22 protein-coding genes are annotated in these 25,752 nt (G+C 72.8%); 12 read left to right on the top strand and 10 right to left on the bottom strand.

Features of this window, described 5'->3' with window-relative positions:
- The first annotated feature begins 513 nt into the window (after positions 1–513).
- Positions 514–5,085 (top strand): glutamate synthase large subunit, encoded by a 4,572-nt coding sequence (gene gltB, locus ACYVLJ_RS37790; RefSeq protein WP_451986326.1) that lies wholly within the window; start codon positions 514–516, stop codon positions 5,083–5,085.
- Positions 5,078–6,529: a glutamate synthase subunit beta gene (locus ACYVLJ_RS37785; protein WP_451986324.1), complete on the top strand. Its 1,452-nt coding sequence runs from the start codon at positions 5,078–5,080 to the stop codon at positions 6,527–6,529. The genes gltB and ACYVLJ_RS37785 overlap by 8 nt, the downstream gene beginning before the upstream one ends.
- A gap of 56 nt (positions 6,530–6,585) precedes the next feature.
- On the opposite strand, the gene ACYVLJ_RS37780 is transcribed toward ACYVLJ_RS37785, so the two are convergent.
- Entirely contained in the window at positions 6,586–7,458 is an 873-nt protein-coding gene (locus tag ACYVLJ_RS37780) for an SDR family oxidoreductase (RefSeq protein WP_451986322.1), read from the bottom strand.
- Positions 7,459–7,539: 81 nt separating this feature from the next.
- Between ACYVLJ_RS37780 and ACYVLJ_RS37775 the strand changes: the two genes are divergently transcribed.
- The gene (locus ACYVLJ_RS37775; RefSeq protein ID WP_451986320.1) at positions 7,540–8,112 is read left to right on the top strand and encodes a TetR/AcrR family transcriptional regulator; all 573 of its coding nucleotides are present in this window, start codon (positions 7,540–7,542) and stop codon (positions 8,110–8,112) included.
- Between the two features lie 6 nt (positions 8,113–8,118).
- On the opposite strand, the gene ACYVLJ_RS37770 is transcribed toward ACYVLJ_RS37775, so the two are convergent.
- The gene (locus ACYVLJ_RS37770) at positions 8,119–9,105 is read right to left on the bottom strand and encodes an ArsR/SmtB family transcription factor (protein WP_451986318.1); all 987 of its coding nucleotides are present in this window, start codon (positions 9,103–9,105) and stop codon (positions 8,119–8,121) included.
- 267 nt (positions 9,106–9,372) lie between these two features.
- Here ACYVLJ_RS37770 and ACYVLJ_RS37765 point away from each other — a divergent pair, with 267 nt between their 5' ends.
- Entirely contained in the window at positions 9,373–10,005 is a 633-nt protein-coding gene (locus ACYVLJ_RS37765) for an RICIN domain-containing protein (RefSeq protein WP_460442263.1), read from the top strand.
- A gap of 201 nt (positions 10,006–10,206) precedes the next feature.
- A complete protein-coding gene (locus ACYVLJ_RS37760; RefSeq protein ID WP_460442262.1) occupies positions 10,207–11,604 on the top strand; it encodes a Dyp-type peroxidase in 1,398 nt (465 codons plus the stop codon).
- Between the two features lie 537 nt (positions 11,605–12,141).
- Here ACYVLJ_RS37760 and ACYVLJ_RS37755 read toward each other — a convergent pair.
- Positions 12,142–13,041, bottom strand: a complete 900-nt coding sequence (locus ACYVLJ_RS37755; RefSeq protein ID WP_451986336.1) for an ROK family protein — start codon at positions 13,039–13,041, stop codon at positions 12,142–12,144.
- A 194-nt stretch (positions 13,042–13,235) separates the two neighbouring features.
- Here ACYVLJ_RS37755 and ACYVLJ_RS37750 point away from each other — a divergent pair, with 194 nt between their 5' ends.
- From ACYVLJ_RS37750 to ACYVLJ_RS37740, 3 genes are read left to right on the top strand one after another with little or no spacing between them, the layout of a single operon-like run.
- The gene (locus ACYVLJ_RS37750; protein WP_451986312.1) at positions 13,236–13,451 is read left to right on the top strand and encodes a CbtB domain-containing protein; all 216 of its coding nucleotides are present in this window, start codon (positions 13,236–13,238) and stop codon (positions 13,449–13,451) included.
- Positions 13,452–13,469: 18 nt separating this feature from the next.
- Complete coding sequence (locus tag ACYVLJ_RS37745; protein WP_451986310.1) at positions 13,470–14,225, top strand: CbtA family protein; 756 nt, start codon at positions 13,470–13,472, stop codon at positions 14,223–14,225.
- Positions 14,226–14,278: 53 nt separating this feature from the next.
- Positions 14,279–14,914, top strand: coding sequence for a DUF4190 domain-containing protein (locus ACYVLJ_RS37740; RefSeq protein WP_460442261.1), 636 nt, complete (start codon positions 14,279–14,281; stop codon positions 14,912–14,914).
- Here ACYVLJ_RS37740 and ACYVLJ_RS37735 read toward each other — a convergent pair.
- Positions 14,911–16,380 carry a cobyric acid synthase gene (locus ACYVLJ_RS37735; RefSeq protein ID WP_460442260.1) on the bottom strand — a complete coding sequence of 490 codons (1,470 nt, stop codon included), beginning with the start codon at positions 16,378–16,380 and terminating at the stop codon, positions 14,911–14,913. The genes ACYVLJ_RS37740 and ACYVLJ_RS37735 overlap by 4 nt on opposite strands.
- Positions 16,377–17,309: a cobalamin biosynthesis protein gene (locus ACYVLJ_RS37730; RefSeq protein WP_451986304.1), complete on the bottom strand. Its 933-nt coding sequence runs from the start codon at positions 17,307–17,309 to the stop codon at positions 16,377–16,379. Before ACYVLJ_RS37730 ends, ACYVLJ_RS37735 begins: the two co-directional genes overlap by 4 nt.
- 36 nt (positions 17,310–17,345) lie before the next feature.
- On the opposite strand from ACYVLJ_RS37730, the gene ACYVLJ_RS37725 reads away from it, so the two are divergent.
- Genes ACYVLJ_RS37725 through ACYVLJ_RS37710 form a run of 4 tightly spaced genes read left to right on the top strand, consistent with a single transcriptional unit; the run spans position 17,346 to position 20,442 of the window.
- Positions 17,346–17,948, top strand: a complete 603-nt coding sequence (locus tag ACYVLJ_RS37725) for a bifunctional adenosylcobinamide kinase/adenosylcobinamide-phosphate guanylyltransferase (protein ID WP_460442259.1) — start codon at positions 17,346–17,348, stop codon at positions 17,946–17,948.
- Between the two features lie 13 nt (positions 17,949–17,961).
- Entirely contained in the window at positions 17,962–18,975 is a 1,014-nt protein-coding gene (cobT, locus tag ACYVLJ_RS37720) for a nicotinate-nucleotide--dimethylbenzimidazole phosphoribosyltransferase (RefSeq protein WP_460442258.1), read from the top strand.
- Positions 18,972–19,712 carry an adenosylcobinamide-GDP ribazoletransferase gene (locus tag ACYVLJ_RS37715; protein ID WP_451986298.1) on the top strand — a complete coding sequence of 247 codons (741 nt, stop codon included), beginning with the start codon at positions 18,972–18,974 and terminating at the stop codon, positions 19,710–19,712. The genes cobT and ACYVLJ_RS37715 overlap by 4 nt, the downstream gene beginning before the upstream one ends.
- Before the next feature lie 31 nt (positions 19,713–19,743).
- Positions 19,744–20,442 carry a helix-turn-helix transcriptional regulator gene (locus ACYVLJ_RS37710; protein ID WP_451986296.1) on the top strand — a complete coding sequence of 233 codons (699 nt, stop codon included), beginning with the start codon at positions 19,744–19,746 and terminating at the stop codon, positions 20,440–20,442.
- Here ACYVLJ_RS37710 and ACYVLJ_RS37705 read toward each other — a convergent pair.
- The 5 genes from ACYVLJ_RS37705 to ACYVLJ_RS37685 all read right to left on the bottom strand — a co-directional run bounded on the left by ACYVLJ_RS37705 (position 20,426) and on the right by ACYVLJ_RS37685 (position 25,747).
- Positions 20,426–20,767 (bottom strand): VOC family protein, encoded by a 342-nt coding sequence (locus tag ACYVLJ_RS37705; protein WP_451986294.1) that lies wholly within the window; start codon positions 20,765–20,767, stop codon positions 20,426–20,428. The genes ACYVLJ_RS37710 and ACYVLJ_RS37705 overlap by 17 nt on opposite strands.
- A 79-nt stretch (positions 20,768–20,846) precedes the next feature.
- Positions 20,847–21,863, bottom strand: coding sequence for a pyridoxal phosphate-dependent aminotransferase (gene cobC, locus ACYVLJ_RS37700; RefSeq protein ID WP_460442257.1), 1,017 nt, complete (start codon positions 21,861–21,863; stop codon positions 20,847–20,849).
- The gene (locus ACYVLJ_RS37695) at positions 21,856–23,187 is read right to left on the bottom strand and encodes a cobyrinate a,c-diamide synthase (RefSeq protein WP_451986290.1); all 1,332 of its coding nucleotides are present in this window, start codon (positions 23,185–23,187) and stop codon (positions 21,856–21,858) included. The genes cobC and ACYVLJ_RS37695 overlap by 8 nt, the downstream gene beginning before the upstream one ends.
- Complete coding sequence (cobO, locus tag ACYVLJ_RS37690) at positions 23,181–23,795, bottom strand: cob(I)yrinic acid a,c-diamide adenosyltransferase (RefSeq protein WP_451986288.1); 615 nt, start codon at positions 23,793–23,795, stop codon at positions 23,181–23,183. Before cobO ends, ACYVLJ_RS37695 begins: the two co-directional genes overlap by 7 nt.
- The gene (locus ACYVLJ_RS37685; RefSeq protein ID WP_460442256.1) at positions 23,795–25,747 is read right to left on the bottom strand and encodes a magnesium chelatase subunit D family protein; all 1,953 of its coding nucleotides are present in this window, start codon (positions 25,745–25,747) and stop codon (positions 23,795–23,797) included. The genes cobO and ACYVLJ_RS37685 overlap by 1 nt, the downstream gene beginning before the upstream one ends.
- Positions 25,748–25,752: the final 5 nt, after the last annotated feature.

Below are 25,752 nucleotides of genomic sequence, written 5' to 3'. Positions count from 1 at the left end.
CCAGCATCCCACCCCGGAGCACCGCCGCGACACGTGCCCCAGACCACTTGGGACAGACGTTTCCGCAGGTCAGAGCCGATACTGACCGACCTTCGGGAGCGACAGCCCGGCATATGGGACTACCCCCGGGGACGTCAACGCAACCGTGGCATTTCCCACCCGGGGGCAACGACGTATGTCGATAACAGCGAATTCACACTATCGTCATAAGACCCGGCGAACCCGGGAGTAACACCGCGCGCTCCGGCTGACCCCCACCACAGTGGTCTGCCTGTGCGCGCTCGCAGGACCGACATGTTCGGCTGCCCAGCGTTGTGCGGCCTCCCAGATGACCCGCGTCCGGGCTCGCAGCCCGGCTGATACCACGCGGCATCTTGCACGAAACCAACGCCGACAACAGCAACTGTTCTCGACTGACCATCGCGGTCCCGGACCACTTCGTTAACCGGTTCAGCTCGAACCACACCATGGAGTGAGTACCGGTCGCGCCAACGCCTTGGGAGGCGGCCAGCCGTGACCCACCGTGCCCGTTCCCTGCCCCCCGCAGGGCAGCAGCTCAGCAACGCCGAGGCCGAGGGCCTCTACCGCAGCGACTACGAACACGACGCCTGCGGTGTCGCCTTCGTCGCCGACCTGACCGGCCGCCGAGATCATGCGATCGTCGCCAAGGCCCTGGTCGCGTTGCGCAACCTGGAACACCGCGGGGCGCGGGGCGCCGAACCGGACACCGGCGACGGCGCCGGCCTGCTGATCCAGATCCCGGACGAGTTCTACCGCGAGGTCGTGGACTTCGAGCTCCCCGAGCCGGGCGCCTACGCCGTCGGCACGGCTTTCCTGCCGCAGGACGAAAAGCGCCGCGGCCGCGCCATGACGACCATCGAGCGCATCGCCGCCGAAGAGGACATGCGCGTCCTCGGCTGGCGCGAGCTGCCGGTGCACACCGAGCACTGCGGACCGACCGCCGCCGAGACCATGCCGCACTTCACGCAGCTGTTCCTCGCCGCGCGCCGCCCGAAGCCGGAGCACTCGGACCCGCTGCACATCGAGCGCAGCGCCTTCTGCGTCCGCAAGCGCGCCGAGCACGAGCTCGTCGACGACGACGTCTACTTCCCCAGCCTGTCGTCACGCACGATCGTCTACAAGGGAATGCTCACCGAGCCGCAGGTCGAGCGCTTCTTCGCCGACCTGACCGACGAGCGCGTCACCAGCGCCATCGGCCTGGTGCACTCCCGCTTCTCCACCAACACCTTCCCGTCGTGGCCGCTGGCGCACCCGTACCGCTACGTCGCGCACAACGGCGAAATCAACACCCTGCGCGGCAACCGCAACTGGATGGACGCCCGCGAGGCGCTGCTGGAGACCGACCTCATCCCGGGCGACCTCAAGCGCATCTACCCGGTGATCACGCGCGGGGCCAGCGACTCGGCGAGCTTCGACGAGGTCCTCGAGCTGCTGCACCTCGGCGGCCGTCCGCTGCCGCACGCGGTGCTCATGATGATCCCGGAAGCCTGGGAGAACCACCAGGAGATGGACCCGGCGCGACGCGCGTTCTACGAGTTCCACTCGACGCTGATGGAGCCGTGGGACGGCCCGGCGCTCGTCGCCTTCACCGACGGCAGCCAGATCGGCGCGGTGCTCGACCGCAACGGCCTGCGCCCCGGCCGCTACTGGGTGACCGACGACGGCCTCGTCGTGCTGGCCTCGGAGGTCGGCGTGCTCGACATCGACCCGGCGACGATCGTCCGCAAGGGACGCCTCGAGCCCGGCCGGATGTTCCTCGTGGACACCGCCGAGGGCCGGATCATTGAGGACGAGGAGATCAAGACCGAGCTGGCCACCGAGCACCCGTACGACGAGTGGGTCGAGGCCGGGCTGCTGAACCTCGAGGACCTCCCCGAGCGCGACCGCGAGGTCCCGCTGCACGCCGCGCTCGTGCGGCGCCAGCAGGCGTTCGGCTACACCGAGGAGGAGCTCGACGTCATCCTCGAGCCGATGGCCCGCACCGGCGCGGAGCCGATCGGCTCGATGGGCAACGACTCGCCGCTGGCCACCCTCTCCAGCCGGCCGCGGCTGCTGTTCGACTACTTCATCCAGCTGTTCGCCCAGGTGACCAACCCGCCGCTGGACGCCATCCGCGAGGAGCTCGTCACCGCGCTCGGCACGCAGATCGGCGCCGAGCCGAACCTGCTGACCGGCGACGCGAGCAGCTGTCGCCGGATCGTGCTGCCGTTCCCGGTGCTGGACAACGACCAGCTCGCCAAGCTGGTGCACGTCAACGACGACGGCGACCTGCCCGAGTTCCAGGCCGTCACCGTGCTCGGCCGCTACAACGTCCACGGCGGCGGCGACGCGCTGGTCAAGCGGCTCGACGAGATCCGCGCCGAGGTGTCCGAGGCGATCGAGGACGGCGCTCGGCTGATCGTGCTGTCCGACCGCGGGGTCGACGAAGACCACGCGCCGATCCCCTCGCTGCTGCTGACCGGGGCGGTGCACCACCACCTCGTCCGCGAGAAGACGCGCACGCAGGTCGGCCTCATCGTCGAGGCCGGCGACGCGCGCGAGGTGCACCACATCGCGCTGCTCATCGGCTACGGCGTGGCCGCGGTGAACCCGTACCTGGCGATGGCGACCGTCGAGGAGATGGCCCACCAGGGCCTGATCCCGGGTGTCACGCCGAAGGAAGCGACCGCCAACCTGATCAAGGCGCTGGGCAAGGGCGTCCGGAAGACGATGTCGAAGATGGGCGTCTCGACCGTCGCGTCCTACACCGGCGCGCAGATCTTCGAGGCGGTCGGGCTCGGCGAAGAGGTCATCGACAACTGCTTCACCGGCACGACGTCCCGCCTCGGCGGCGTCGGCTTCGAGACCCTCGCCGACGAGGTCGCGAAGCGGCACCGGTACGCCTTCCCGGCCGACGGCGTCCGCGCCGCGCACCGCGAGCTGGAGACCGGCGCGGACTACCAGTGGCGCCGCGAAGGCGAGCCGCACCTGTTCAACCCCCAGACGGTGTTCAAGCTCCAGCACTCCACGCGGTCCGGGAAGTACGAGATCTTCAAGGAGTACACGAAGGCCGTCGACGACCAGGCCGAGAAGCTGCTGACGCTGCGCGGACTGTTCGACTTCAAGTACGGCAAGCGCGCGCCGGTGCCGATCGAAGAGGTCGAGCCGGTCTCGGAGATCGTCAAGCGGTTCGCCACCGGCGCCATCTCCTACGGCTCGATCTCGATGGAGATGCACCAGACCCTCGCCATCGCGATGAACCGCCTCGGCGGCAAGTCCAACACCGGTGAGGGCGGCGAAGACGCGGAGCGGCTCTACGACCCGGAGCGGCGTAGTGCCGTGAAGCAGGTCGCGTCCGGCCGCTTCGGCGTCACGAGCGAGTACCTCGTCAACGCCGACGACATCCAGATCAAGATGGCGCAGGGCGCGAAGCCCGGCGAAGGCGGGCAGCTGCCCGGCGCGAAGGTGTACCCGTGGATCGCGAAGACGCGGTTCTCGACGCCGGGCGTCGGCCTGATTTCGCCGCCGCCGCACCACGACATCTACTCGATCGAGGACCTCGCCCAGCTGATCCACGACCTGAAGAACGCCAACCCCCGCGCGCGCATCCACGTGAAGCTCGTGTCCGAGGTCGGCGTCGGGACGGTCGCCGCGGGCGTCTCCAAGGCGCACGCCGACGTCGTGCTCATCTCGGGCCACGACGGCGGGACCGGCGCGTCGCCGCTGTCGTCCATCAAGCACGCGGGCGGCCCGTGGGAGCTCGGTCTGGCGGAGACGCAGCAGACGCTGCTGGCCAACCGGCTGCGCGACCGGATCGTGGTGCAGACCGACGGCCAGCTGAAGACCGGCCGTGACGTCGTCGTCGCGGCGCTGCTCGGCGCCGAGGAGTTCGGCTTCGCGACCGCGCCGCTGGTGGTGTCGGGCTGCATCATGATGCGCGTCTGCCACCTCGACACCTGCCCGGTGGGCGTCGCGACGCAGAACCCGAAGCTGCGCGAGAAGTTCAGCGGCAAGGCCGAATACGTCGTCAACTTCTTCGAGTTCATCGCCCAGGAAGTTCGCGAATACCTGGCGGAGCTCGGGTTCCGGTCGATCGCCGAGGCGGTCGGGCACGCCGAGTTCCTCGACAAGCGCAAGGCCGTCGAGCACTGGAAGGCGGCCGGGCTGGACCTGTCGCCGGTCTTCCACGTGCCCGACATGGCCCCGGCGGGCCTGCGCCTGCAGCAGACCCTGCAGGACCACGGCCTCGAGAAGGCGCTGGACAACACGCTGATCCAGCTCGCCGAGGGTGCGTTGAACTCCGGCGACAAGGTCCGGCTGGAACTGCCCGTGCGCAACGTGAACCGGACCGTCGGCACCATGCTCGGCTCCGAGCTCACCAAGCGGTGGGGCGGCGAAGGCCTGCCCGACGACACCATCGACGTCACCTTCACCGGGACCGCGGGCCAGTCGTTCGGCGCGTTCGTGCCGAAGGGCATCACGCTGCGCCTCTACGGCGACGGCAACGACTACGTCGGCAAGGGCCTCTCCGGCGGCCGGCTGATCGTGCGGCCGCCGAAGGACGCCCACTACGTCGCCGAAGAGCAGATCATCGCCGGCAACGTCATCGCCTACGGCGCCACCAGCGGCGAGATCTTCATCCGCGGCAAGGTCGGCGAGCGGTTCTGCGTGCGCAACTCCGGCGCGCTGGCCGTCGTCGAAGGCGTCGGCGACCACGGCGGCGAGTACATGACCGGCGGCCGGATGGTCGTGCTCGGCCCGATCGGGCGGAACTTCGCGGCCGGCATGTCCGGCGGCATCGCGTACGTGCTGGACCTGCCCGCGCACCGCGTCAACCCGGAGATGGTCGACCTCGACCCGCTCGACTCCGAAGACGCGGACTTCCTGCGCGAGACGCTGGAAAAGCACTACAACGAAACGGAATCCGCGGTCGCGCGGGAGCTGCTGGCCGACTGGGACGCGGGCGTCGACCGCTTCGGGAAGGTCATGCCGAAGGACTACAAGCGCGTGCTCGCCGCCCAGGTGCAGGCCGAGCGCGACGGGCGCGACGTGAACGAGGCGATCATGGAGGCCGCACATGGCTGACCCCAAGGGCTTTCTGACCACCACCCGCGAAGAGCCGAAGCGGCGTCCGGTCGACCTCCGGCTGATGGACTGGCGAGAGGTCTACGAGGACTTCGCGTCGACGAAGCTGGAGAAGCAGGCCGGCCGCTGCATGGACTGCGGCATCCCGTTCTGCCACCAGGGCTGCCCGCTCGGGAACCTCATCCCCGAGTGGAACACCCTGGTGTGGCGGGAAGACTGGCGGCAGGCCATCGAACGGCTGCACGCCACGAACAACTTCCCGGAGTTCACCGGCACGCTGTGCCCGGCGCCGTGCGAAACCGCGTGCGTGCTCGGCATCAACGACGACCCGGTGACGATCAAGCGCGTCGAGATCTCCATCGTCGACCGCGCTTTCGAAGAGGGCTGGATCACGCCCGAAGTGCCCGTCGCGAAGACGGGCAAGAAGGTCGCGGTCGTCGGGTCCGGCCCGTCGGGACTTGCCGCGGCGCAGCAGCTCACGCGCGCGGGCCACAGCGTCGTGGTCCTCGAGCGGGCCGACAAGATCGGCGGGCTGCTGCGCTACGGCATCCCCGAGTTCAAGATGGAGAAGTCCCGCCTCGACCGGCGGCTCGCGCAGATGGAGGCCGAAGGCACGGAGTTCCGGACGTCGGTGAACGTCGGCGTCGACATCTCGGCTGACGAGCTGACGTCGTCGTACGACGCGGTGGTGCTCGCGGGCGGTGCGACCGACTGGCGCGACCTGCCGATCGACGGCCGCGAGCTGGACGGCATCCACCAGGCCATGGAGTTCCTGCCGCCGGCCAACCGGGTCGCTTCGGGCGACCTTTCCGAGTCGCCCTACTCGGCCGCGGGCCTGGACGTGGTCGTCATCGGCGGCGGCGACACGGGCGCGGACTGCGTCGGGACTTCGCACCGCCAAGGCGCGAAGTCGGTGACGCAGCTGGAGATCATGCCGAAGCCGCCGGAGGCGCGTTCGGACGCCCACCCGTGGCCGACGTACCCGATGATCTACCGCGTCTCCTCGGCGCACGAAGAGGGCGGCGAGCGGCTGTACGCGGTGAACACGCAGGAGTTCCTGGGCGACGCCGACGGTCGCGTGCGGGCCCTGAAGCTCGTGGAGGTGCGCAACGAGGGTGGCAAGTTCGTCCCCGTGGAAGGCACCGAACGCGAGCTGCCCGCGCAGCTCGTCCTGCTGGCGATGGGCTTCCTCGGGCCGCAGAAGAAGGGCCTGCTCGAGGACCTCGGCGTCGAGCTGGACCAGCGCGGCAACGTCGCCCGCGACAAGGCGTTCAAGACGAGCCTGGACAACGTGTTCGTGGCCGGTGACATGGGCCGCGGGCAGTCCCTGATCGTCTGGGCGATCGCCGAAGGCCGCAGCGCCGCGGCCGGCGTCGACGCCTACCTGACCGGGCGGGACGTCCTGCCCGCGCCGATCGCGCCGACGGACCGGCCGATCGCGTAAGCCCGGCGCCGGCGGAGGTGCCACTGTCGCCACCTCCGCCGGCGCTGTCCCACTTCTCAGCCGTAGTAGCCCTTTTCGAGGTCGTCGAGCAGCCCCGGCCGCGTGGGCCGCCACCCGAGCAGCTCCTGCGTCCTGGCACTGGACGCGGGCTGGTCGATCGCCAGGATCTGGCCGAGGAACCCGAGTTCGCCGGCCTCGACCGACGTGGGCGGCAGGCCGAGCCGGCGGCCGGCCACCTCGGCGACGTCGCGGATGGCCACGCCTTCGTCGCCCACCGCGTGCAGCACCGAGCCCGCTGGGGCGCCCTCCAGCGCCAGGCGGAACAGGTGCGCCGCGTCCAGGACGTGCACCGCGGGCCAGCGCTGCGTCCCGTCGCCGACGTAGGCCGCGATCCCCTTCTCCCGGCCGAGGCCGACCAGCCGCGCGACGAGCCCGTGCGCGTCGCCTTCGCCGTGCACCGACCGCGGCAGCCGCACGATCGACGCGCGGACCCCGCGTTCGGCCGTCTTCAGCACCGCCCGGGCGACGTCCATGCGGCCCGCCACCGGCCCGAAGCCGTCGGGGTCGTCCTGCTCGGTGGCCGTCCCGCCGGGCACCGACGGCGTCCCCGAAGCGGCCACGAACGGCTTGCCCCCGAGCACGGCGGCCAGGGTTTCGCTGGCCACCGCGTCAGCCCGGATCGCGGCGTCGATCTGCCCGAAGTCGTGGCCGAAGGCGAGGTGGACGACGCCGTCGGCGGCTTCGGCGCCCGCTTTGAGCGTGGCGAGGTCGGTCAGGTCGCCGCGGAGCACTTCGGCGCCCATCTTCGCGACGGCCTGCGCCGAGGCGTCCGAGCGGGCGAGGCCGACGACCTGGTGGCCGGCTTCGAGGAGTTCGGGCACGACGGCCGAGCCGATCCAGCCGGACGCCCCGGTGACGAAGACACGCATGAGAACCTCCCTGTGATGACACCTGGTGTCATCACCCTAGCACGTCCGACGACACCAGGTGTCATCACTTAGACTGGGCCCATGAGCCGCTGGGAGCCGAACGCCCGCGAGCGCCTGGTGCGCGTCGCGGTGGAGGCGTTCCTCGAGCGCGGCTACGACACCGTCACGGTCGCCGAGATCACCGAGCGCGCCGGGCTGACGAAGCGAACCTTCTTCCGGCACTTCGCCGACAAGCGCGAAGTGCTCTTCGCGGGTCAGGAGATCCTGAGCCGCATCCTCGCCGACGCGGTCGCCGCGACGCCGGCCTCGGCCACCCCGCTCGAAGCGGTCGCGGACGCCCTGGCGGCGGTCGAGACGGCCTTCGACGCGGAACGCCGCACGTGGGCCCGCAAGGTCCGGCAGGTGGTCGCGGCGACGCCCGAACTGCGGGAGCGCGAGCTGCTCAAGCGCGCGATCCTGAACGCGGCGATGGCCGACGCCCTGCGGGCGCGCGGGGTCCCCGACCCGGCGGCGAGCGTCGCGGCGGAACTGGGCGGGCTCGCCTTCACCGCGGCCTTCGCACGCTGGGTGGTCGTCGACGACGAGCGCGGCTTCGCGGAATTCGCCCGCGACGCCTTGGCCGAACTCGTGAAGGCGACCGCCGAACTCACCTGAGGATCCTCAGCTGTCCAGGAGCGCGCTTCCCAGCGGGGTCAAGGAATGCAGCACGGTGTTGCGCTCCCGGTGCGTGATGATCAGCCCCGCGCGGCGCAGCACGTTGGTGTGCTTGCTGACCGCCGACGGCGTCACGCCCAGCCGCGCCGCGAGCTCGGACGTCGAGCAGCCGACCGCCAGGACCGTCAGGGCGGCCGCGCGCGTCGGGCCCAGCAGCTCCGCCAGCGCGTTGCCCGCCGCCCTGCGCGCGCCGCGCCCGAAGCCCGCCGGCGGCGCGGCCTGGCGGACGCACGGGTAGTGCAGGCGCGGGGTGCCGCCCGGGGCCGCGGGGAGCAAGGCCGGGCACACGGCGAAGTACGTCGGCACCAGCAGCAGGCCCGTGCCCTCCGACGGGAGCGTCCCGGGGACCCGGTCGTCGACCTCCAGGACGGGCGCCACCCAGCGCACCAGCGGGCGGAGGCCGGTGAACAACGCTTCGACGCCGCCGTGGAGCAGCAACTGCGTGCGCATCCCGAGGTCGGCGTCCACCTGGGCCGACACCGCGTCCCAGCCCGGCTCGAGGGCGAGTTCGTGGTAGTCGCGCATGGCCTGGACCACTCGCGGCAGGCCCGCGGGATCGCCGTCCGCGAGCGCGGCCGCCCACGCGGGCAGGTCGTGGTCGGCCGGCGCCGTGCGCAACGCCGTCTTCAGGCTCACCGGTTCGGTCTTCAGCACCGCCGCGAGCCCGGACTCCAGCTCGTAGCGCCCGGCCGCGGGCAGCAGGAACTCCGGGATCGGCGCGTCCGGGCGGCAGAGCCACATCAGCACCGCCGCCGAGTCCGGCAGGCTCTGCCACACGCGGTGGCGCCACCGGTTGAACGCCGCCGAAGCCGCGGTGCGGCCGCCGTCGCGCCGCTGCAGGACCTGCAGGCTCGCGGCCAGCTCCCCCATCGGGTCGGCCGCGGCGGCGAGCCCGACCCGGACGAGGTCCGGCAGGGTCAGCTCGATGCGCACGGTTCCTCCCCCGGTGTCTGCCCGTCTATCGACGCCCGTTCCGTTCCGTTACACGCGTGACGTGCGTTTTTTCCGCTCCGGGAAATCACCTCGACGCGCGCCCGGGCGCACTGAATGATGGCTTCGGAGACCGCTTTCGGGGGTTTGACGGTCTCGGCGAGGGGGAATCGCCGGCACGACCACGCGCCGGGTCCGCAGGGGCCCGGGGCCCGTTGCCGCGCGCCTTCTTCCCGCGTCATCACGGGTGAACCGACGAATAGGGGAACGATGACGAAGACGAAGCGGCTGATGGTGGCGGTCGCCGCGGCGGCGGGCCTGCTGGGCCTGATCGCCGTGCCGCAGGCCGGCGCGGCGCCCGCGGAGGGCAAGGGCGCGAAGGTCGTGTCGATCGGCGACCTCAAGCTGCGTCCGTCCAAGGTGGCCGGTGCGACGCAGCAGCGGTCCGCGCACACGATGGCCGCGCAGGCCGTCGACCCGGGGCCGTACCTGCTGGAGTCCGCGGGCTTCGGGCGCTGCTGGGACGCCGACACGAACACCATCGGCGCCAACGGCACCAAGATGCAGCTCTGGGACTGCAACGACACGGCGCCGAACCAGGCGTTCTGGCTGTCGCAGAACCCCGAGGGCTACTTCCGGTTCCAGAACTACCAGAGCGGCCGCTACCTCGACGCCGACACGAACACCATCGGCCGCAACGGCACGAAGATCCAGCTGTGGGACTTCATGCCGGGCGGCAAGAACCAGTGGTGGACGATCACCCAGATCCCCGAGGGCTACCTGCGGATCCAGACCCCGGCCAGCCCGGCGTACCTGACCGCCGAGGGCCAGGTCGGCGGCAACGGCACGCGGCTGCAGCTGTGGGGCTTCATCGCGGGCGGCAAGTCCCAGTGGTGGTACTGACCCGGTAACCGGGAAACGCGGGCCCCGGCGCGGGGCCCGCGTTTCCCGTCGGCGATTCGGCGTTCAACTTAATCTTTCGTGTGAATTCCCGGAATCGGTGGCAGCCGGCCGCGCGGGCCCGGCAACCTGGATGCAAGGGGCACGGCCGGCGAAGGGGGCTTCGGCGGGCCGTGCGAGGTTTCACACGGGAGGGGACCCGAAATGAGTGTCGACCTGTCCACCACGCTGTCCTGGACCACGGCGTCCGGCGACGCCGCGACGATGCTCGGCGAACTGCAGCCGAACATCCTCAAGGCCCACGTCCGCGACCACCTTTCCGCGCTGCTGCTGACATTCGGCGACGCGGCGGAGGCCCGGGCGTTCCTGGTTTCGGTCACCGGGAAGATGAAGTCGGCGCGTTCGCACCTCGAAGAGGTCGGCGCGTTCAAGGACGGCGGTTCGGCGGGCACGCCGTACGTCGGCGTCGGGCTCACCGCGGCCGGCTACCGCGCTCTCGGCGTCGAGAACTTCCCGCAGGACGAAGCATTCCTGCGCGGAATGGCCGCCCCGGACACGCGGCGGAAGCTGAACGACCCGCCGCGCTCGACGTTCGATCCGGGCTACCACAGCGAAATCCACGCCGTCGTGCTGATCGGCGACGCCACGGACAAGGCGATGACCGCGCGGCGCAACGAAGTCCTCGGCCTGCTGCCGGACTCCGTCGCGGTGCTGGCGGAGGAAACCGGCCTCGGGCGGGTCAACGCGCGCGGTGAGGGCATCGAGCACTTCGGGTACGTCGACGGCCGGAGCCAGCCGCTGTTCCTCACCGAAGACGTCGACGCGGAAAAGAACAACACCGACGGCATCAACGTGTGGAACCCGGCGGCACCGCTGTCGCAGGTGCTCGTCCCGGACACGGCGGCCCCGGACCCGGGCGTGCACTTCGGCAGCTACTTCGTGTTCCGCAAGCTGGAGCAGAACGTCCGGCGGTTCAAGCAGGCCGAAGCCGACCTGGCCGACACACTCGGCCTCACGGGCGACGACCGCGAGCGCGCCGGCGCGATGATCATCGGCCGCTTCGAGGACGGCACCCCGCTGACGACGCAACGCGAAGACGGCGCGGAAAGCCCGGTGTCGAACAACTTCACGTACGACAGCGACCGCGCGGCCCTGAAGTGCCCGTTCCAGGCCCACATCCGCAAAACGAACCCCCGCGGCTCCGGCGGCGCCGAGGAACCACCGGCCGAGCGCCTGCACCTGATGGCCCGCCGAGGCGTCCCGTACGGCGAGCGCCCGGACGACCCGAACGCGGACATCCCGCCATCAGCCCGCCCCAGCGGCGGCGTCGGACTGCTGTTCATGGCGTTCAATTCCGTGGTGGGCAACCAGTTCGAGTTCACCCAAGCAGTCTGGGCGGACAACCCGGGCTTCCCGATCGTCGAAGGCGTGACACCGGGCCTGGACCCAGTAATCGGCCAGGGCGAGCGAAGCCGGTCGGACTACACGGTCGAGTGGGGCGGGCCCACCCGGCGCACGGCGGACCCGGTGCCGCAGGCCGTGACCTTGCGGGGTGGTGAGTACTTCTTCATGCCGTCGCTGGCGTTCCTGCGGTCGCTCTGAGTTTCTGGGTCCCCGGGGGGGTTGGGGGTGGGCCGGGCTGGTGCCGGGGGACCAGTCCGGCCCGAGCCGCCTGCCTCGCCGCTGGCGTTTCCGTTGCCGCCCTGGCACGAGCCTCGGGCCGGCACCCCGCCCCCGAGCGACCCAGCCTCACCGCCGGCGTTGCCACAGCCGCCCCAGCCCACCGACCAGATCCCGGCCGGCCGCCAAGCCTGCGCCGAGCCACCCAGCCTCGCCGCTGGCGCTTCCGTTGCCGCCCTGGCTCGAACCACGGGCCCGGCCGGCACCCCGACCCCGAGCCACCCAGCCTCACCGCCGGCGTTGCCACAGCCGCGCCAGCACCCCGACCCCGAGCCACCCAGCCTCACCGCCGGCGTTGCCACAGCCGCCCCAGCCCACCGACCAGACCCGGCCAGCCGCCAACCCGGCCCCGAACCACCCGCGACAGCCCTGCCGAACGAGGCCGGGCCGGTCCACGGCAGCCAGCCCCGGCGCTCCCACAGTCCACCGGGCCGAGCCACCAGCCCCGGCCCGGTCCCGTCACAGCTCCGCGAGCCGGTCCAAAGCCAGCAAGCCCGCCCCCAGCCGACCGGCCTCGTCGCCCAGCTTGGCGATCCGCAGCTCCGGCATCCGCTGGAACGTCAGGTGCGCGGCCAGCCACTCCCGCACCGGCTCCAGCACGTAGTCGGCCGCCGTGAACAAGCCGCCGCCCAGCACGATCACCTCCGGGCCCAGCAACGTCAGCAGCGTGCGGATGCCGTGGCCCAGGCCGTCCAGGGCGTCCTGGACCACGGCCACCGCCACCTCGTCGCCGTGGCGGGCCAGGTTGACCACCTCGCGGGCGCCGTCCGCCGCCCGGCCTGTTCGCTCCGTGTAGCGGCGGGCGATCGCCGCCGCTGACGAAATTGCCTCCAGGCAGCCCGTTGCGCCGCAGCCGCACTTGCCCGAGTGCCCCACGTCGATGTGGCCGACCTCGCCCGCCTGGCCGTGCGCCCGGTGGATGCGGCCGTCCAGCAGCAGCGCCGCCGCTATCCCGGTACCGACCGGGATGAACGCCGCGTTCGTCGCGCCCTGGCCGGCGCCGACGCGGAACTCGGCGATGCCGCCCGCGGTGACGTCGTGCCCGAACGCCACCGGCAGCCCCACCCGCGCCTCCAGCAGCTCGCCGAAGGGCACCTCGCGCCAGTCGAGGTTGGCCGAGAAGTGGCAGACGCGCGTCTCCTCGTCCACGATCCCGGGCACCACCACGCCGACCGCGGCCGGCTTCCCGGTGCCTGCCTGCTCCGCCAGCGAAGCCACGATGTCCGCGACCTGCGCGGCCAGGGCCGTGCCGTCCGCGCTGCGCGCCGTCTCCGCGCGCAGCGCCGCCTTGGGCTGCAGTTGCTCGTCGAGCAACGCCGCCTTGATCGTCGTCCCGCCCACATCGAGAGCGGCCACCATTCGAGTCACCGCGGCATTGTCACATTGACGGGCCCCGAACGGCGGACCTACGCTCAACCGGCCAGACGACGGATTCCGGAACGCGGTGCAAGTCCGCGCGGTCGCGCCACTGTGACCCCCACCAGGGGGAAGCCAGACCCGGACCGTTGTAACCGACCCCGATGAGGCCGCGAAAGCCCGAGGAGGCCACGCTCATGTCGCAGACGGCAGCTCCCGCCGTTCCGCTCCCGATCCCGGTCCGGATCCCGATCCGCGAGATCGTCCCGTGGGCGGTGTTCGTGGTGCTCCTCGCCCTGATCGCGCTCTACTTCGTCAGCGCCGAACAGGGCGCGACGTCGATCTTCGCGAACATGTACGTCCACGAGTTCGTGCACGACGGCAGGCACCTGCTGGCGTTCCCCTGCCACTGATCGGCGGCACGCACTCCCATGATGAAGACCCTGCTGGTCCGCGGCATGCTTGCGGGCCTGATCGCCGGCGTGCTCGCGTTCGGGTTCGCCTACGCCTTCGGTGAGCCGTCCGTGAACACCGCCATCGGGCTCGAGGAGTCCGGCGGCCACTCCCATTCCCACGATGCCGGTGCCACCCCGGCCCCCGCGGAGGAAGCGCCCGAGCTCGTCCCGCGGGACATCCAGAGCACCGTCGGGCTGCTCACCGGCGTCCTCGTCTACGGCGTCGCGATCGGCGGGCTGCTCTCGCTCGCGTTCGCCTTCGCCCAGGGCAGGCTTGGGGCGCTACGCCCGCGCGTGACAGCGCTGCTGCTCACCGGCGGCGCGTTCGCCGTGGTGTTCCTCGTCCCGTTCCTGAAGTACCCGGCCAACCCGCCCGCGGTGGGCCAGCCGGGCACGATCGGCTCGCGCACCGAGCTGTACTTCGGGTTCGTGGCGGTGTCGCTGCTGGCGGGCATCCTGGCGACGGTGTTCGGCCGCAAGCTGGCCGACCGCTTCGGCGCGTGGAACGGCTTCCTGCTGGCCGCGGCGGGCTACCTCGTCGTGGTCGGCGTGGTGGCCTGGCTGATGCCGGTGGTCGACGAGGTCCCGGCGGAGTTCCCGGCCTCGACGCTGTGGAGCTTTCGCACGGCGTCCATCGGCACCCAGGTGACGCTGTGGCTCGCGCTCGGCCTGTCCTTCGGGGCCTTCGCCGAAAAGGCACTGGGCAAGAAGGCCGTCGCCGCCGGATCGTGATCCCGGTCCTCTAGGCTTCCCCCGCCGGGTCGGGGGATTCCGGAGGGGGACCCTTGTTCGACGACACGCGCTCGACGCTGTCCAACCACAGCCAGACGACGGTTCGCGGGCCCGTCGAGTCCCCCGGGACCGACGGGTTCGCGATCACGGCGTTCGTCTGCGGGCTGCTCGCGCTGGTCCCGTTCAGCATCGGGTTCGGCGTCGGCGCACTGATCCGGACCGGTGACAGCGGGCGCCCGGGGCGCGGGCTCGCGATCACCGGGCTCGTGCTCAGCCTGCTTTGGCTGGGGGTGGGCGCCGGCCTGACCGTGAGCTCGAAAGCGTCCCGGGCGACGGCCGCGCCGGACTACATCCAGGGCATGGCGATCGGCGAGTGCCTGGACTCCGACGCGGACTACGAGCAGGTCATCCGGATGCCCTGCGACGCGCCGCACGACGAGCAGATCGCCGACCGGGTCGACGTCAGCGGTGGCTACGAGACCTACCCGGGACCCACTCCCTTGCGCGAGCTGGCGGATCCGCTGTGCCGGCTCGCGAGCGCGGCGACGTTCGCCAACGGCACCCCGCCGCCCGGACTCGAGTTCCTCGCGCACATCCCGACCGAGTCGTCCTGGTCGGCCGGGAGCCGGGAGGCGACCTGCACCTTCCGCCGGCAGGGCGGCAAGCTCACCGCGTTCGTGCCCCGCTAGGGCGCGCCGGGTGGCACGAACGGCAGGTCCGCCGGCGCGCCCAGCTCCAGCAGGGTCAGCAGCGCCGCCGTGTCGAGGTGCTCCTCGACGGCGTCGGCCAGCTTGTCCAGCATCCGCTCGCGGAGGTCTCCGAATCGCGGCGCGTCCGGCGCCGGGGTCCACTGCTTCCCGGCCTGCGCCGCCGCCTCGGTGAGCCAGGCGCGGCGGAAGGCGTCGTTCTCGAACGCGCCGTGCCACATCGTTCCCCAGACCGCACCCCGGCGAACTCCATCCAAAAAGGACTCTCCGGCGGCCGTCACCGTGCCGTGGTGGATTTCGTAGGCGTGCACCGGGTGTCCCCGCCACGAACCCGAAGGCCGGGCGAGCACCTTCTCCGCGGCGAACGTCACCCGCGCGGGCAGCAACCCGAGGCCCGGCACCTCACCAGCGCCGGACTCGACGTCGTCCACGATGGACTCGGCCAGCATCTGGTAGCCGCCGCAGATGCCGAGGACCGGCTTCCCGGCCCGCGCCGCCAGCGCCGTGTCGAGGCCGCGGTCCCGCAACCAGGCCAGGTCGCTCACCGTGGCGCGCGACCCCGGCAGCACCACGACGTCCGCCGCGGCGACCGTGTCCGGGTCGGCGGTCAGCGTCACCGTGACGCCGGGCTCGGCGGCGAGGGCGTCGACGTCGGTGGCGTTGGACGCGCGCGGGAACCGGAGCACGGCGACGTGCAGCCCGCCGCCCCGGGTCTCGCGGCGCCAGCCCGCCGCGGCGAGCGCGTCTTCGGAGTCGAGCCACACGCGGTCGAGCCACGGGAGCACGCCCAGCACCGGCCGCCCGGTGACCTTCTCGAGGCTGTCGAGGCCGGGCCGCAGCAGGCCGACGTCGCCGCGGAACTTGTTGACCACCCAGCCCGCGACCAGCGCCTGGTCTTCGGCCGAGAGCAGCGCGAGGGTGCCGAACATGGCGGCGAGCACGCCGCCGCGGTCGATGTCGCCGACCACGAGCACCGGCAGCCCGAACCGCCTCGCGAGTCCCATGTTGACGTAGTCACCGCCGCGCAGGTTGATCTCGGCGGGGCTGCCGGCGCCTTCGCAGACGACGACGTCGTAGCGCGAACTGAGGTCTTCGAACGCGCCGAAGGCGATCTCGGCGAGGCCCGCGCGGCCGGTGGCGTACTCGCCGGCTTCGAGGGTCCCGAACGGCTTCCCGAGCGCGACGACGTGACTGCGCCGGTCGCTGCCGGGCTTGAGCAGCACGGGGTTCATGGAGGCCTCGGGCTCGGCCCGCGCCGCGCGGGCCTGCAGCCACTGCGCGCGGCCGATCTCGGCACCGTCGCCGCAGACCATCGAGTTGTTGGACATGTTCTGCGACTTGAACGGCGCGACGCGCACCCCGCGGCGGGCGAGCCACCGGCAGACCCCGGCGGTGACGAGGCTCTTCCCGGCGTCGGACGTCGTGCCGGCGACGAGGAGGCCGCTCACCGGGCCACCCCCGCCGCGGCCACGACCGCCGCCACGCCCACCAGCCGGGACAGCCGCACGGCGCGGCGCAGGTCAACGGGCTCGGGGTCCCGGCCCACGCCGAGCCGGGCGCGGCTCTCGACCTCGCCGCCGTAGCTGTTCGTGCCGCCGAGCCGGATCTCCAGTGCCCCGGCGAACGCGGCTTCGACCTGCCCGGCGTTGGGGCTCGGGTGCCGGCCGCCGTCCCGGCGCCAGATCCGCCACGCACTCCGCGCGCGACCGCCGGCGGCCGGCGCGCACAAAGCCGTGAGCGCCGCTCCGACGCGAGAGGGCACCAGGTTGGCGACGTCGTCGGCGCGCGCGGCGGCCCAGCCGAAGTTCCGGTGGCGCGGGGAGCGGTAGCCGACCATGGCGTCCAGGGTGTTGAGCGCGCGGTAGCCCAGCAGTCCGGGGATGCCCGCGACCGCGCCCCAGAACAACGGCGCGACCACGGCGTCCGAGGTGTTCTCGGCGATCGACTCGGTCGCTGCGCGGGTCAGCTCGGCTGTGTCGAGCGTCGTGGCGTCGCGCGCGCAGAGGTGCGAGAGGCGGGTACGCGCCGAAGCGACTTCGCCCGCTTCGAGCAGTCTGGCCATTTCGGCGCCTTCGGCGGCGAGCCCGCGTCCGCCGAGTACTACCCACGTAGAAGCGGCGACGAGCACGAAGCGCGCGAAGGGGCTTCGCCGCGAGACGGTCTGAAGCACGACTCCGAGCCCTACGGGGACCGAAGCGCACAACCCCGCGTACGCGACTCCTCGCGGCTTCGAATCCGCCCAGACCCGACGTTCGAGGCGCGCGGCCGCCGAACCGAACAGGGCCACCGGGTGCCCCCGTCGAGGGTCGCCGAACAGGGTGTCGGCGACATATCCGGTCACGAGTCCGGCCGCGGTTGTCCCTAGACGGAGTGGCACGTGGCGCACGGTAGCGCGTGCACCACAATGCCCGGTATGACCAAGCTGACGCTCCGGCTCGCCGGGTACCTCGAGAACCTGGCAAAAGCACTACGCCGGTACGGACGCGACGAAGGGAAGGTGCTCGTCCTCGGCGGCGTCCGCTCGGGCAAGTCGCGGCACGCCGAACGGCTCGTCGCGGGCCACGCGCACCTCGTCTACGTCGCGCCGGGCCTGCCCGCGAGCGACGACGACCCCGAGTGGGCCGCGCGCGTCGCCGCCCACCAGGCCCGGCGGCCGGCGCACTGGAAGACCGTCGAGACGACCGATCTGGCGGGCACCCTGCGCGGCGCCACCGAACCGCTGCTGATCGACTGCCTCGGCACCTGGCTTTCCCGGGTGCTCGACGACGTCGGCGCGTGGCGGCAGAAGCCGGGCTGGGAGCTGCGCCTCGACGACCGGCTCGAGGACTTCCTGGCCGCGTGGGCCGCGGCGCGGGTGCCGGTGGTCGCGGTCAGCAACGAGGTCGGCAGCGGTGTGGTGCCCGCAACGTCGTCCGGACGGCTGTTCCGTGATGTGCTGGGCGCACTCAACAACCGGGTGTCCGCCGACGCCGACCGGGTCGTGCTGGTCGTCGCGGGCCGGGCGCTCGACCTGTAGCCAGGAGGCGCCCGTGTTCGACGTACCCGTGCCCGACCCCACCGCCCGCGCCGCCGCGCAGGAGCGGCTCGACGGCTTGGTCAAGCCGCTCGGCGCGCTCGGCAAGCTGGAGGAGATCGCCGCCTGGCTGGCCGCGGCGCACGGGAGCGTGCCGCCCCGGCCGCTCGACGACGTCCGCGTGGTGGTCTTCGCGGGCGACCACGGTGTGTCGGCGCTCTCGGCGTACCCGCGCGAGGTGACGGCCGCGATGGTCCGCGTGTTCCTGGCCGGCAAGAGCGGCGTGAACGTGCTGGCCGAGCAGGTCGGCGCGAAGGTCCGGGTGGCCGACCTCGGCGTCGACTGGGACGGCGCGGACGTCCCGCCCGAGGTCACCGCGCACAAGATCCGCCGCGGCTCGGGCTCGATCGACGTCGAGGACGCGCTTTCGCCGGGTGAAGCGGAGGCGGCGTTCGAGGCGGGGCGCGCGATCGCCCGCGAGGAAGCGGACGCGGACCTGCTCATCCCGGGCGACATGGGCATCGGCAACACGGCGGTGTGCGCGGCGCTGGTGGCGGCGTCCCTGGGCCTGCCGGCCGCGGAGGTCGTCGGGACGGGCACCGGCGTGGACGCTGCCGGCCTGGAGCGCAAGACGGCGGCGGTCGAGGCGGCGTTGTCGCGGGCTTCCGGCCGCGTCGACGACCCGTTCGCCCGGCTGACGGCGTTGGGCAGCGCCTGTGTGGCGGCGACGGCGGGCTTCCTCGTCGAAGCGGCGCTCCACCGCATCCCGGTGCTGCTGGACGGCGTGTTCTCGGGCGCGGCGGCCCTGGTCGCCCGGGACATCGCGCCGGGCGCGGAGCAGTGGTGGCTGGCCGGGCACCGGTCGACGGAGCCGTCGCAGGCGTTCGCGTTGAAGGCGCTCGGGCTCGAGCCGATCCTGGACTTCGGGCTGCGGCTCGGCGAGGGAAGCGGTGCGGTGCAGGCGGTTCCGGCGGTGCGGGCGGCCCGCGCGATCCTGGCCGACATGGGCCTGCTGGCCGACCTCGCGTGAGCCGCTGGGGCGACGCGGCGCGGCTGGCCGCCGGGACCCTGACGACGGTGCCGGTCCCGGCGCCGCGCGTCATCGACCGGCGGGTCGCCGGCGGCGCCATGCTGCTCGCCCCGCTCGCCGCGCTCCCCCTCGCCGTCGCCGCCGGGCTCGTCGTGGCCGCCGGGACCGCCCTGCGCCTCCCGGCCCTCGCCACGGCGGCGGTGGCGCTGGGCGCGGTCGCGCTCGGCAGCCGCGGGCTGCACCTCGACGGGCTCAGCGACACCGCCGACGGCCTCGGCGCCTCCTACGACCGTGCCAAGGCCCTCGACGTCATGCGCAAGGGCGACTCCGGGCCGACCGGGGTCGCGACGCTCGTCATCGTCCTGCTCGTCCAGGTCGGCGCGCTCGCCGGGGCCGGGCCGGTCACGGCGGCCGCGGGCGTGCTCATCGGGCGGTGCACCCTCTCGATGTCGTGCGCGCGCGGCGTGCCGTCCGCGCGGCCGGAAGGGCTCGGCGCGACGGTCGCGGGCTCGGTCCCCCGCACCGCCGCCCTCGCCGTGGGCCTCGCCGCCGCCGGGCTCGCGACGCTGCTGCCCGGCCTGCCGTGGTGGCGCGGTCCCCTGGCCGTCGCGATCGCCTACGCCGTCGCCGCCGCGCTGCTCTTCCGCTGCACGAAACGGCTGGGCGGGGTCACCGGGGACGTCCTCGGCGCCGGCGTCGAGGTCGCCGTGGCGGCCGCGCTGCTCTCGCTCGCGTAAAACTGTCGTACCCCGCTCCTACAGTGATCGCGTGAACCGGACCGACCGGCTGTACGCCCTCGTCGAAGAGCTTCGCGCCGTCGCGCCCCGCCCGCGCAGCGCGCGCTGGCTCGCGGGCCGGTTCGAAGTCAGCGCCCGCACCGTCGAACGGGACATCAGCGCGCTGCAGCAGTCGGGCACGCCGATCTACGCCGAGCCCGGCCGGACCGGCGGCTACTGCCTCGACAAGACGCGCACGCTGCCGCCGGTCAACCTCACCCCGGGCGAGGCCGTCGCGATGGCCATCGCGCTGAAACGCCTCGAAGGCACGCCGTTCCGCGCCGAAGCGGGCTCGGCGCTGCGCAAGCTCGTCGCGGCCATGCGCGAGAGCGACGCCGCGGCGGCCCACGAGCTCGCCGGCCGCGTCCACCTCGTGGCCACGCCGCCCGCGCACCCGATCCCCCGCGTGCTCGCCGACGCGCTCGCCTCCCGCCGCGTCCTGCGCATCGGCTACGGCGACCGCGAAGGCACCGTGACGCGGCGGGACGTCGAGCCACTGGGTTACGTCGGCAAACCGGAGCACTGGTACCTCGTGGCCTGGTGCCGGCTGCGCGAAGAGCTGCGGGTCTTCCGCACCGACCGGATCACCTCGGTCGCGGTCACCGCCGAGGTGGCCCCGCACCGCCCGCTGCGGCGCGAGGACCTCGACATCCCGTCCGGCGTCGTCGAACGGCTCAGCTTGACGGGGTGAACACGTTGAAGTGGTTGCCCGCCGGGTCGAGCAGGTGCGCGAACTTCACGCCGCCGGGGTTCTCGACGGGGCCGCTCCGGACCCGGCCGCCCGCCGCTTCGACGCGCCGGCAGGTCTCGTCGACGTCTTCGACCAGCACGGTGAAGATCGCGTAGTTCTCGGTCGTCGCGAACAGCCCGCCGCGCGAGCCGCCGGTGTCGACGATCCGGTACGGCGACGCGTCCTGGGCGACCTTCCAGCCGAAGACGTCGCCGTAGAACCGCTCGGCGGCCGCGGGGTCTTCGGCGCCGATCTCGAACCAGGCGACGTCGTTGAAGGAGGACATGGGTTTCCTTTCACCACCGGGCGTTTCCCGGCGGCGAACACCACTCTCGACGGCCGTCGCGACAGCCCCCTGTCGGTGTTTACAAGAGTTTCCGCAGCACGGCCAGGAACGCGTCGGTCACCGCGCGGTCCCGGACCGCCAGCCGCAGGTGGTCCGGGCCGAGCCCGGGGAAGGTGTCCCCGCGACGGACCGCGTAGCCCGCCTCGCGCAGCCGCGCGCGCACCGACACGCCGTCCGGCACCCGGACCAGCACGAAGGGGCCGCGCGGGTCACCCAGCACCGGCACGCCCACATCCGCGAGGCCCGACACGAGGTACTCGCGGTCCGCTTCGGCCGCGATCGCCAGCTTTTCCGCTTCCTCCACCGCGGACGGGCGGCAGCACGCCACCGTCGCCACCCCGGCCAAAGTGGACACCGACCACGGCACCTGGACCGCCCGAAGCCGCTCGATGACGTCGGGTGAAGCGAGCACATAGCCCGCCCGAAGCCCGGCCAGGCCCCAGGTCTTCGTCAAGCTCCGCAGCACGACCACACCGGGGACACCGGACGCCAGGCTTTCGCTCTCGCCGGGGACGGCGTCCAGGAACGCCTCGTCGACCACCAGCGTCCGGCCGGGGCGCGCCAATGACCGAAGGGCCGCGGCCGGGTGGAGAACCGACGTCGGGTTCGTCGGGTTGCCGACGAACACCAGGTCGGCGTCGTCCGGGACGAGCGCCGGATCCAGCACGAACCCGTCCGCCTCGGCCAGGATCACCCGCGAAACGGCGTGCCCGGCCGCCCGCAGCGCGGCCTCCGGCTCGGTGAACTGCGGGTGCACGACGACCGCGCGCTTCGGCCGCAACGCCGACGCGAGCAGCGTGAACGCTTCGGCCGCACCCGCCGTGACCAGCACTTCTTCCGGCGCGCGCCCGTGCCGCTCGGCCACGGCCCGCGTCGCGTCGGCCGCCGACGGGTACGCGGCGAGAGTGTCCAAAGCGGACGCCAGCTCGTCGCGCAGCCAGGCCGGCGGCCGCGGCAGCCGGACGTTCACCGCGAGGTCGACCAGCCCCGGCCCGACCTCGCGGTCGCCGTGGTGGTGCAGGTCGTAGTCAGGCATACGCCCGCACCCGGGCCGCGAACCGCCGGGCCAGCTCGGGATGGCCGGCCCAGTGGACGTGCAGGTAGGAGGCGTGCAGCGTCGGCGAGGCGAAGCCGTCCAGCTGCCGGTCCCAGCCCCAGGCGGCCGACGCGCCGTGCGACGGCGTGACCTCGGTGCGGTGGAACTCGTGCCCGGTGACACGCTGCCCGGCCGTGGCCAGCAGGTTGTCCTCGACGGCGACCGCGCGCCGGTAGCCGAGCTTGCCGCGCGCGGTCATCTTCGCGTCCGCCGGCACCGCGCCGACCATCGGCAGGCCGTCCAGCGACTGGCACAGGTACAGCAGGCCCGCGCATTCCGCGCTCACCGGCATGCCGCGTTCGATCGCGGAAGCGACGTCGGCGCGCAACGCCGTGTTCGCCGACAGCTCCGCCGCGTGCACTTCGGGGAACCCGCCGCCGAAGTACAGCCCGGCACACCCTTCGGGCAACGCCTGGTCCCGCAACGGGTCGACATCCACGACGTCGACACCGCAGGCGGCCAGCAGTTCGACGTTCTCGGTGTAGCGGAAGGTGAACGCCGGGCCGCCCGCGGCCGCGACCGTCACGCGCGGACCGTCCACACCGGACGGTGTCCACGGCGGCGCGGACAGCGGGGGTGCCGCGGACGCGATCCGGACGACCGCTTCGAGGTCGACACCTTCCCGCACCCAGGCGGCCAAAGCGGGCAGCACGTGCTGCGCCTCGGAAGCCCGTTCCGCCGCCGGGACGAGCCCGAGGTGACGGCTCGGCGCGTGGATCTCTTCGTTGCGGTATAACGCACCCAGCAGCGGGACCCCGGTCGCCTCGAGCGCGGACGCGATCTCGTCGAGGTGCCGCTGCGAGCCCAGCTTGTTGAGGATGACCCCGGCCAGCCGCACCCGCGTGTCGTAGGAGGCGAACCCGAGCACGGTGGCCGCGACGCTGCGCGAGGCCGCCGAAGCGTCGACGACGAGCACCACCGGCGCGTCCAGGAGCCGGGCGACGTGCGCGGTCGAGGCGTAGCCCTCGGTGCCCAGCGCGCCGTCGAACAGGCCCATCACGCCCTCGATGACGGCGATGTCGGCGTCCCGGGAACCGTGTCGCAGCAACGGGATCAGCTGCTCCTCGCCCTGCAGGAACGGGTCCAGGTTCCGCGCGGGACGCCCGGTCGCGAGGGCGTGGTAGCCCGGGTCGATGAAGTCGGGGCCCACCTTGTGCCCGGACACCCGGTGCCCGGCCGCGCGCAACGCCGCCATCAGCCCGGCGGCGACGGTGGTCTTGCCGTGCCCGGAGCCGGGCGCGGCGACGACCACCCGCGCTACCACTCGATCCCCCGCTGGCCCTTCTGGCCGGCGTCCATCGGGTGCTTGACCTTGGTCATCTCGGCGACGAGGTCGGCGGCCTCGACCAGCTCCGGCGGCGCGTACCGGCCGGTGATGACGACGTGCTGGTGCCCGGGCCGGGAGACCAACGCGGACACGACGTCGTCGACCTCGAGCCAGCCCCACTTGAGCAGGTAGGAAAACTCGTCGAGGACGTAGAAGTCGTGCGTCTCGGCGGCGAGCCGGCGCTTGATCTCCGCCCAGCCCTCGCGCGCGTTCGCCGCGTGGTCCTCTTCGGTGCCGGACTTGCGCGCCCAGCTCCAGCCTTCGCCCATCTTGTGCCACTCGACCGGCCCGCCCTGGCCGGTGTCCTCGTGCAGCTTGCCCAGCGCGCGGAACGCGGCTTCCTCGCCGACGCGCCACTTGGCCGACTTGACGAACTGGAACACGCCGATCGACCAGCCCTGGTTCCAGGCGCGCAACGCCATCCCGAACGCGGCCGTCGACTTGCCCTTCATCTCGCCGGTGTGCACGGCGAGCAGCGGCCGGTTGCGGCGCTGGCGCGTGGTCAGGCCGTCGGCGGGCACGACGTCGGGTTTGCCCTGCGGCATCAGGCGGCCTTTCCGGTCCGGGCGCGGACGGCGCCGGCGAGGGATTCGGCGGCGACGTCGCCCAGCGGCACGTGCTCCGCGCCGAGGTGGGCGGCCAGGTCGGCGGCCAGGCCGAGCCGCATCTTGCCGCTCTCGCAGTCCATCACGATCGTCGTGACGCCGGCGAGGAGCCCGGCCGCGGCCTGGGCGCGCGCGACGGCGTCGGGTCCGCTGGTGGCGCGCCCGTCGGTGACGACGACCAGCAGCGGACGGCGCCGCGGGTCGCGGATCTCCTCGACACGCAGCACCCGCGCGGCTTCCAGCAGGCCCTCCGCGAGGGGCGTCCGGCCGCCGGTCGGCAGGCCTTCGAGGCGGGACGCGGCCGCGTCGACGCTGATCGTCGGCGGCAGCGCGAGTTCGGCCGCGTTGCCGCGGAACGTGACGAGCCCGACCTTGTCGCGGCGCTGGTAGGCGTCGAGCAGCAGCGACAGCACCGCGGACTTGACCTCGTGCATCCGCGCCTTCGCGCCCATCGAGCCCGAGGCGTCGACGCAGAACAGGACGAGGTTGCCTTCGCGGCCTTCTCGCAGTGCGAACCGCAGGTCCTGCGGCCGCAGCTTCAGCCCGGCGCCGTCCCGGCCGCGGACCTTCTGGTGCGGCGCGGCGGCCTTCATCGTGGCGACCAGGTGCGGGCGGCCGTCGCGGACGCTCGGCGGCTGGACGCCGATGGTGCGCCCGCTGTCGGTGATCGCGCGCGACCGGCGGCCGCGTTCGCCCTCGCCCATGCCCCTGACCCGGAACACCTTCGCCTTGAACGTTTCCCCGGCGCCGACCGTCTTCTGCTGCCCGCCGCTCTGCTTCGGCTGGGGCTCGCCCTGCGGCGCGTCCCCCTGCGGAACCTCTTGCGGCGCTTCTTCCGGCGCCGAACCCGAGCCGGGACCGTCGTCCTCGGGACCGGGCTCCGGCGGCTGGGCGTCCTGAAGGGCCTGTTCCAGCTGCTCTTCCGAGATTCCCGGCGCGTCGAACGGGTTCCGGCGACGCCGGTGCGGCAGCGCGAGCCGCGCGGCGACGCGGACGTCGTCGGTGGTCACCTCGTCCCGGCCGGCCCAGGCGGCGTGCGCGACCGCCGCGCGCGCGGTGACGATGTCCGCGCGCATGCCGTCGACCTCGAACGACGCGCAGACCTCGGCGATCTGGCGCAGCGCGTCGTCAGGGAGCTTGACGGCGGGCAAAAGCCGTTGCGCCGCTTCGATGTCCGCGGCGAGCTGGGCGTCTTCGTCCGCGTACTGCGCGGCGAAACCGTCGGGGTCGGCTTCGTAGGCGAGGCGGCGCCGGACGACCTCGACGCGCTGCTCCGGGTCGCGGCTGGAGGCGACCTCCACGGTCAGCCCGAACCGGTCCAGCAGCTGCGGCCGCAGCTCGCCCTCTTCGGGGTTCATGGTGCCGATCAGCACGAACCGCGCCGCGTGCGACACCGAGACGCCCTCGCGCTCCACGGTCGCGCGGCCCATCGCGGCGGCGTCGAGCAGGGTGTCGACGAGGTGGTCGTGCAGCAGGTTGACCTCGTCGACGTAGAGGAGCCCGCGGTGCGCGGCGGCCAGCAGGCCGGGCTGGTAGTCCGTCACGCCTTCGCCGAGCGCGCGCTCCAGGTTCAGCGAGCCGATGACCCGGTCTTCGGCCGCGCCGACGGGCAGTTCGACCAGCTTCGCCGGCCGTCGGTGGCTCGGGGCCGGGTCGTGCGGGCCGTCCGGGCACCCCGGATCGGGTGCCGCGGGATCACAGGAAAAGCGGCAGCCGTCCACGACGTCGACGCCCGGCAGCAGGCCCGCCAGCGCGCGCACCATGGTCGACTTCGCCGTGCCCTTCTCGCCGCGCACGAGCACTCCGCCGACCGCGGGGGAGATCGAGGACAGGACGAGCGCCAGGCGCAGGTCCGGCAGCCCGACGACGGCGGTGAACGGGTACGGCTTCAACAGCA

The organism is Amycolatopsis stemonae (genome assembly GCF_054781455.1).
The sequence above is the reverse complement of the archived record's forward strand: the minus strand, read 5'-3'. Positions and strand labels throughout refer to the sequence as shown.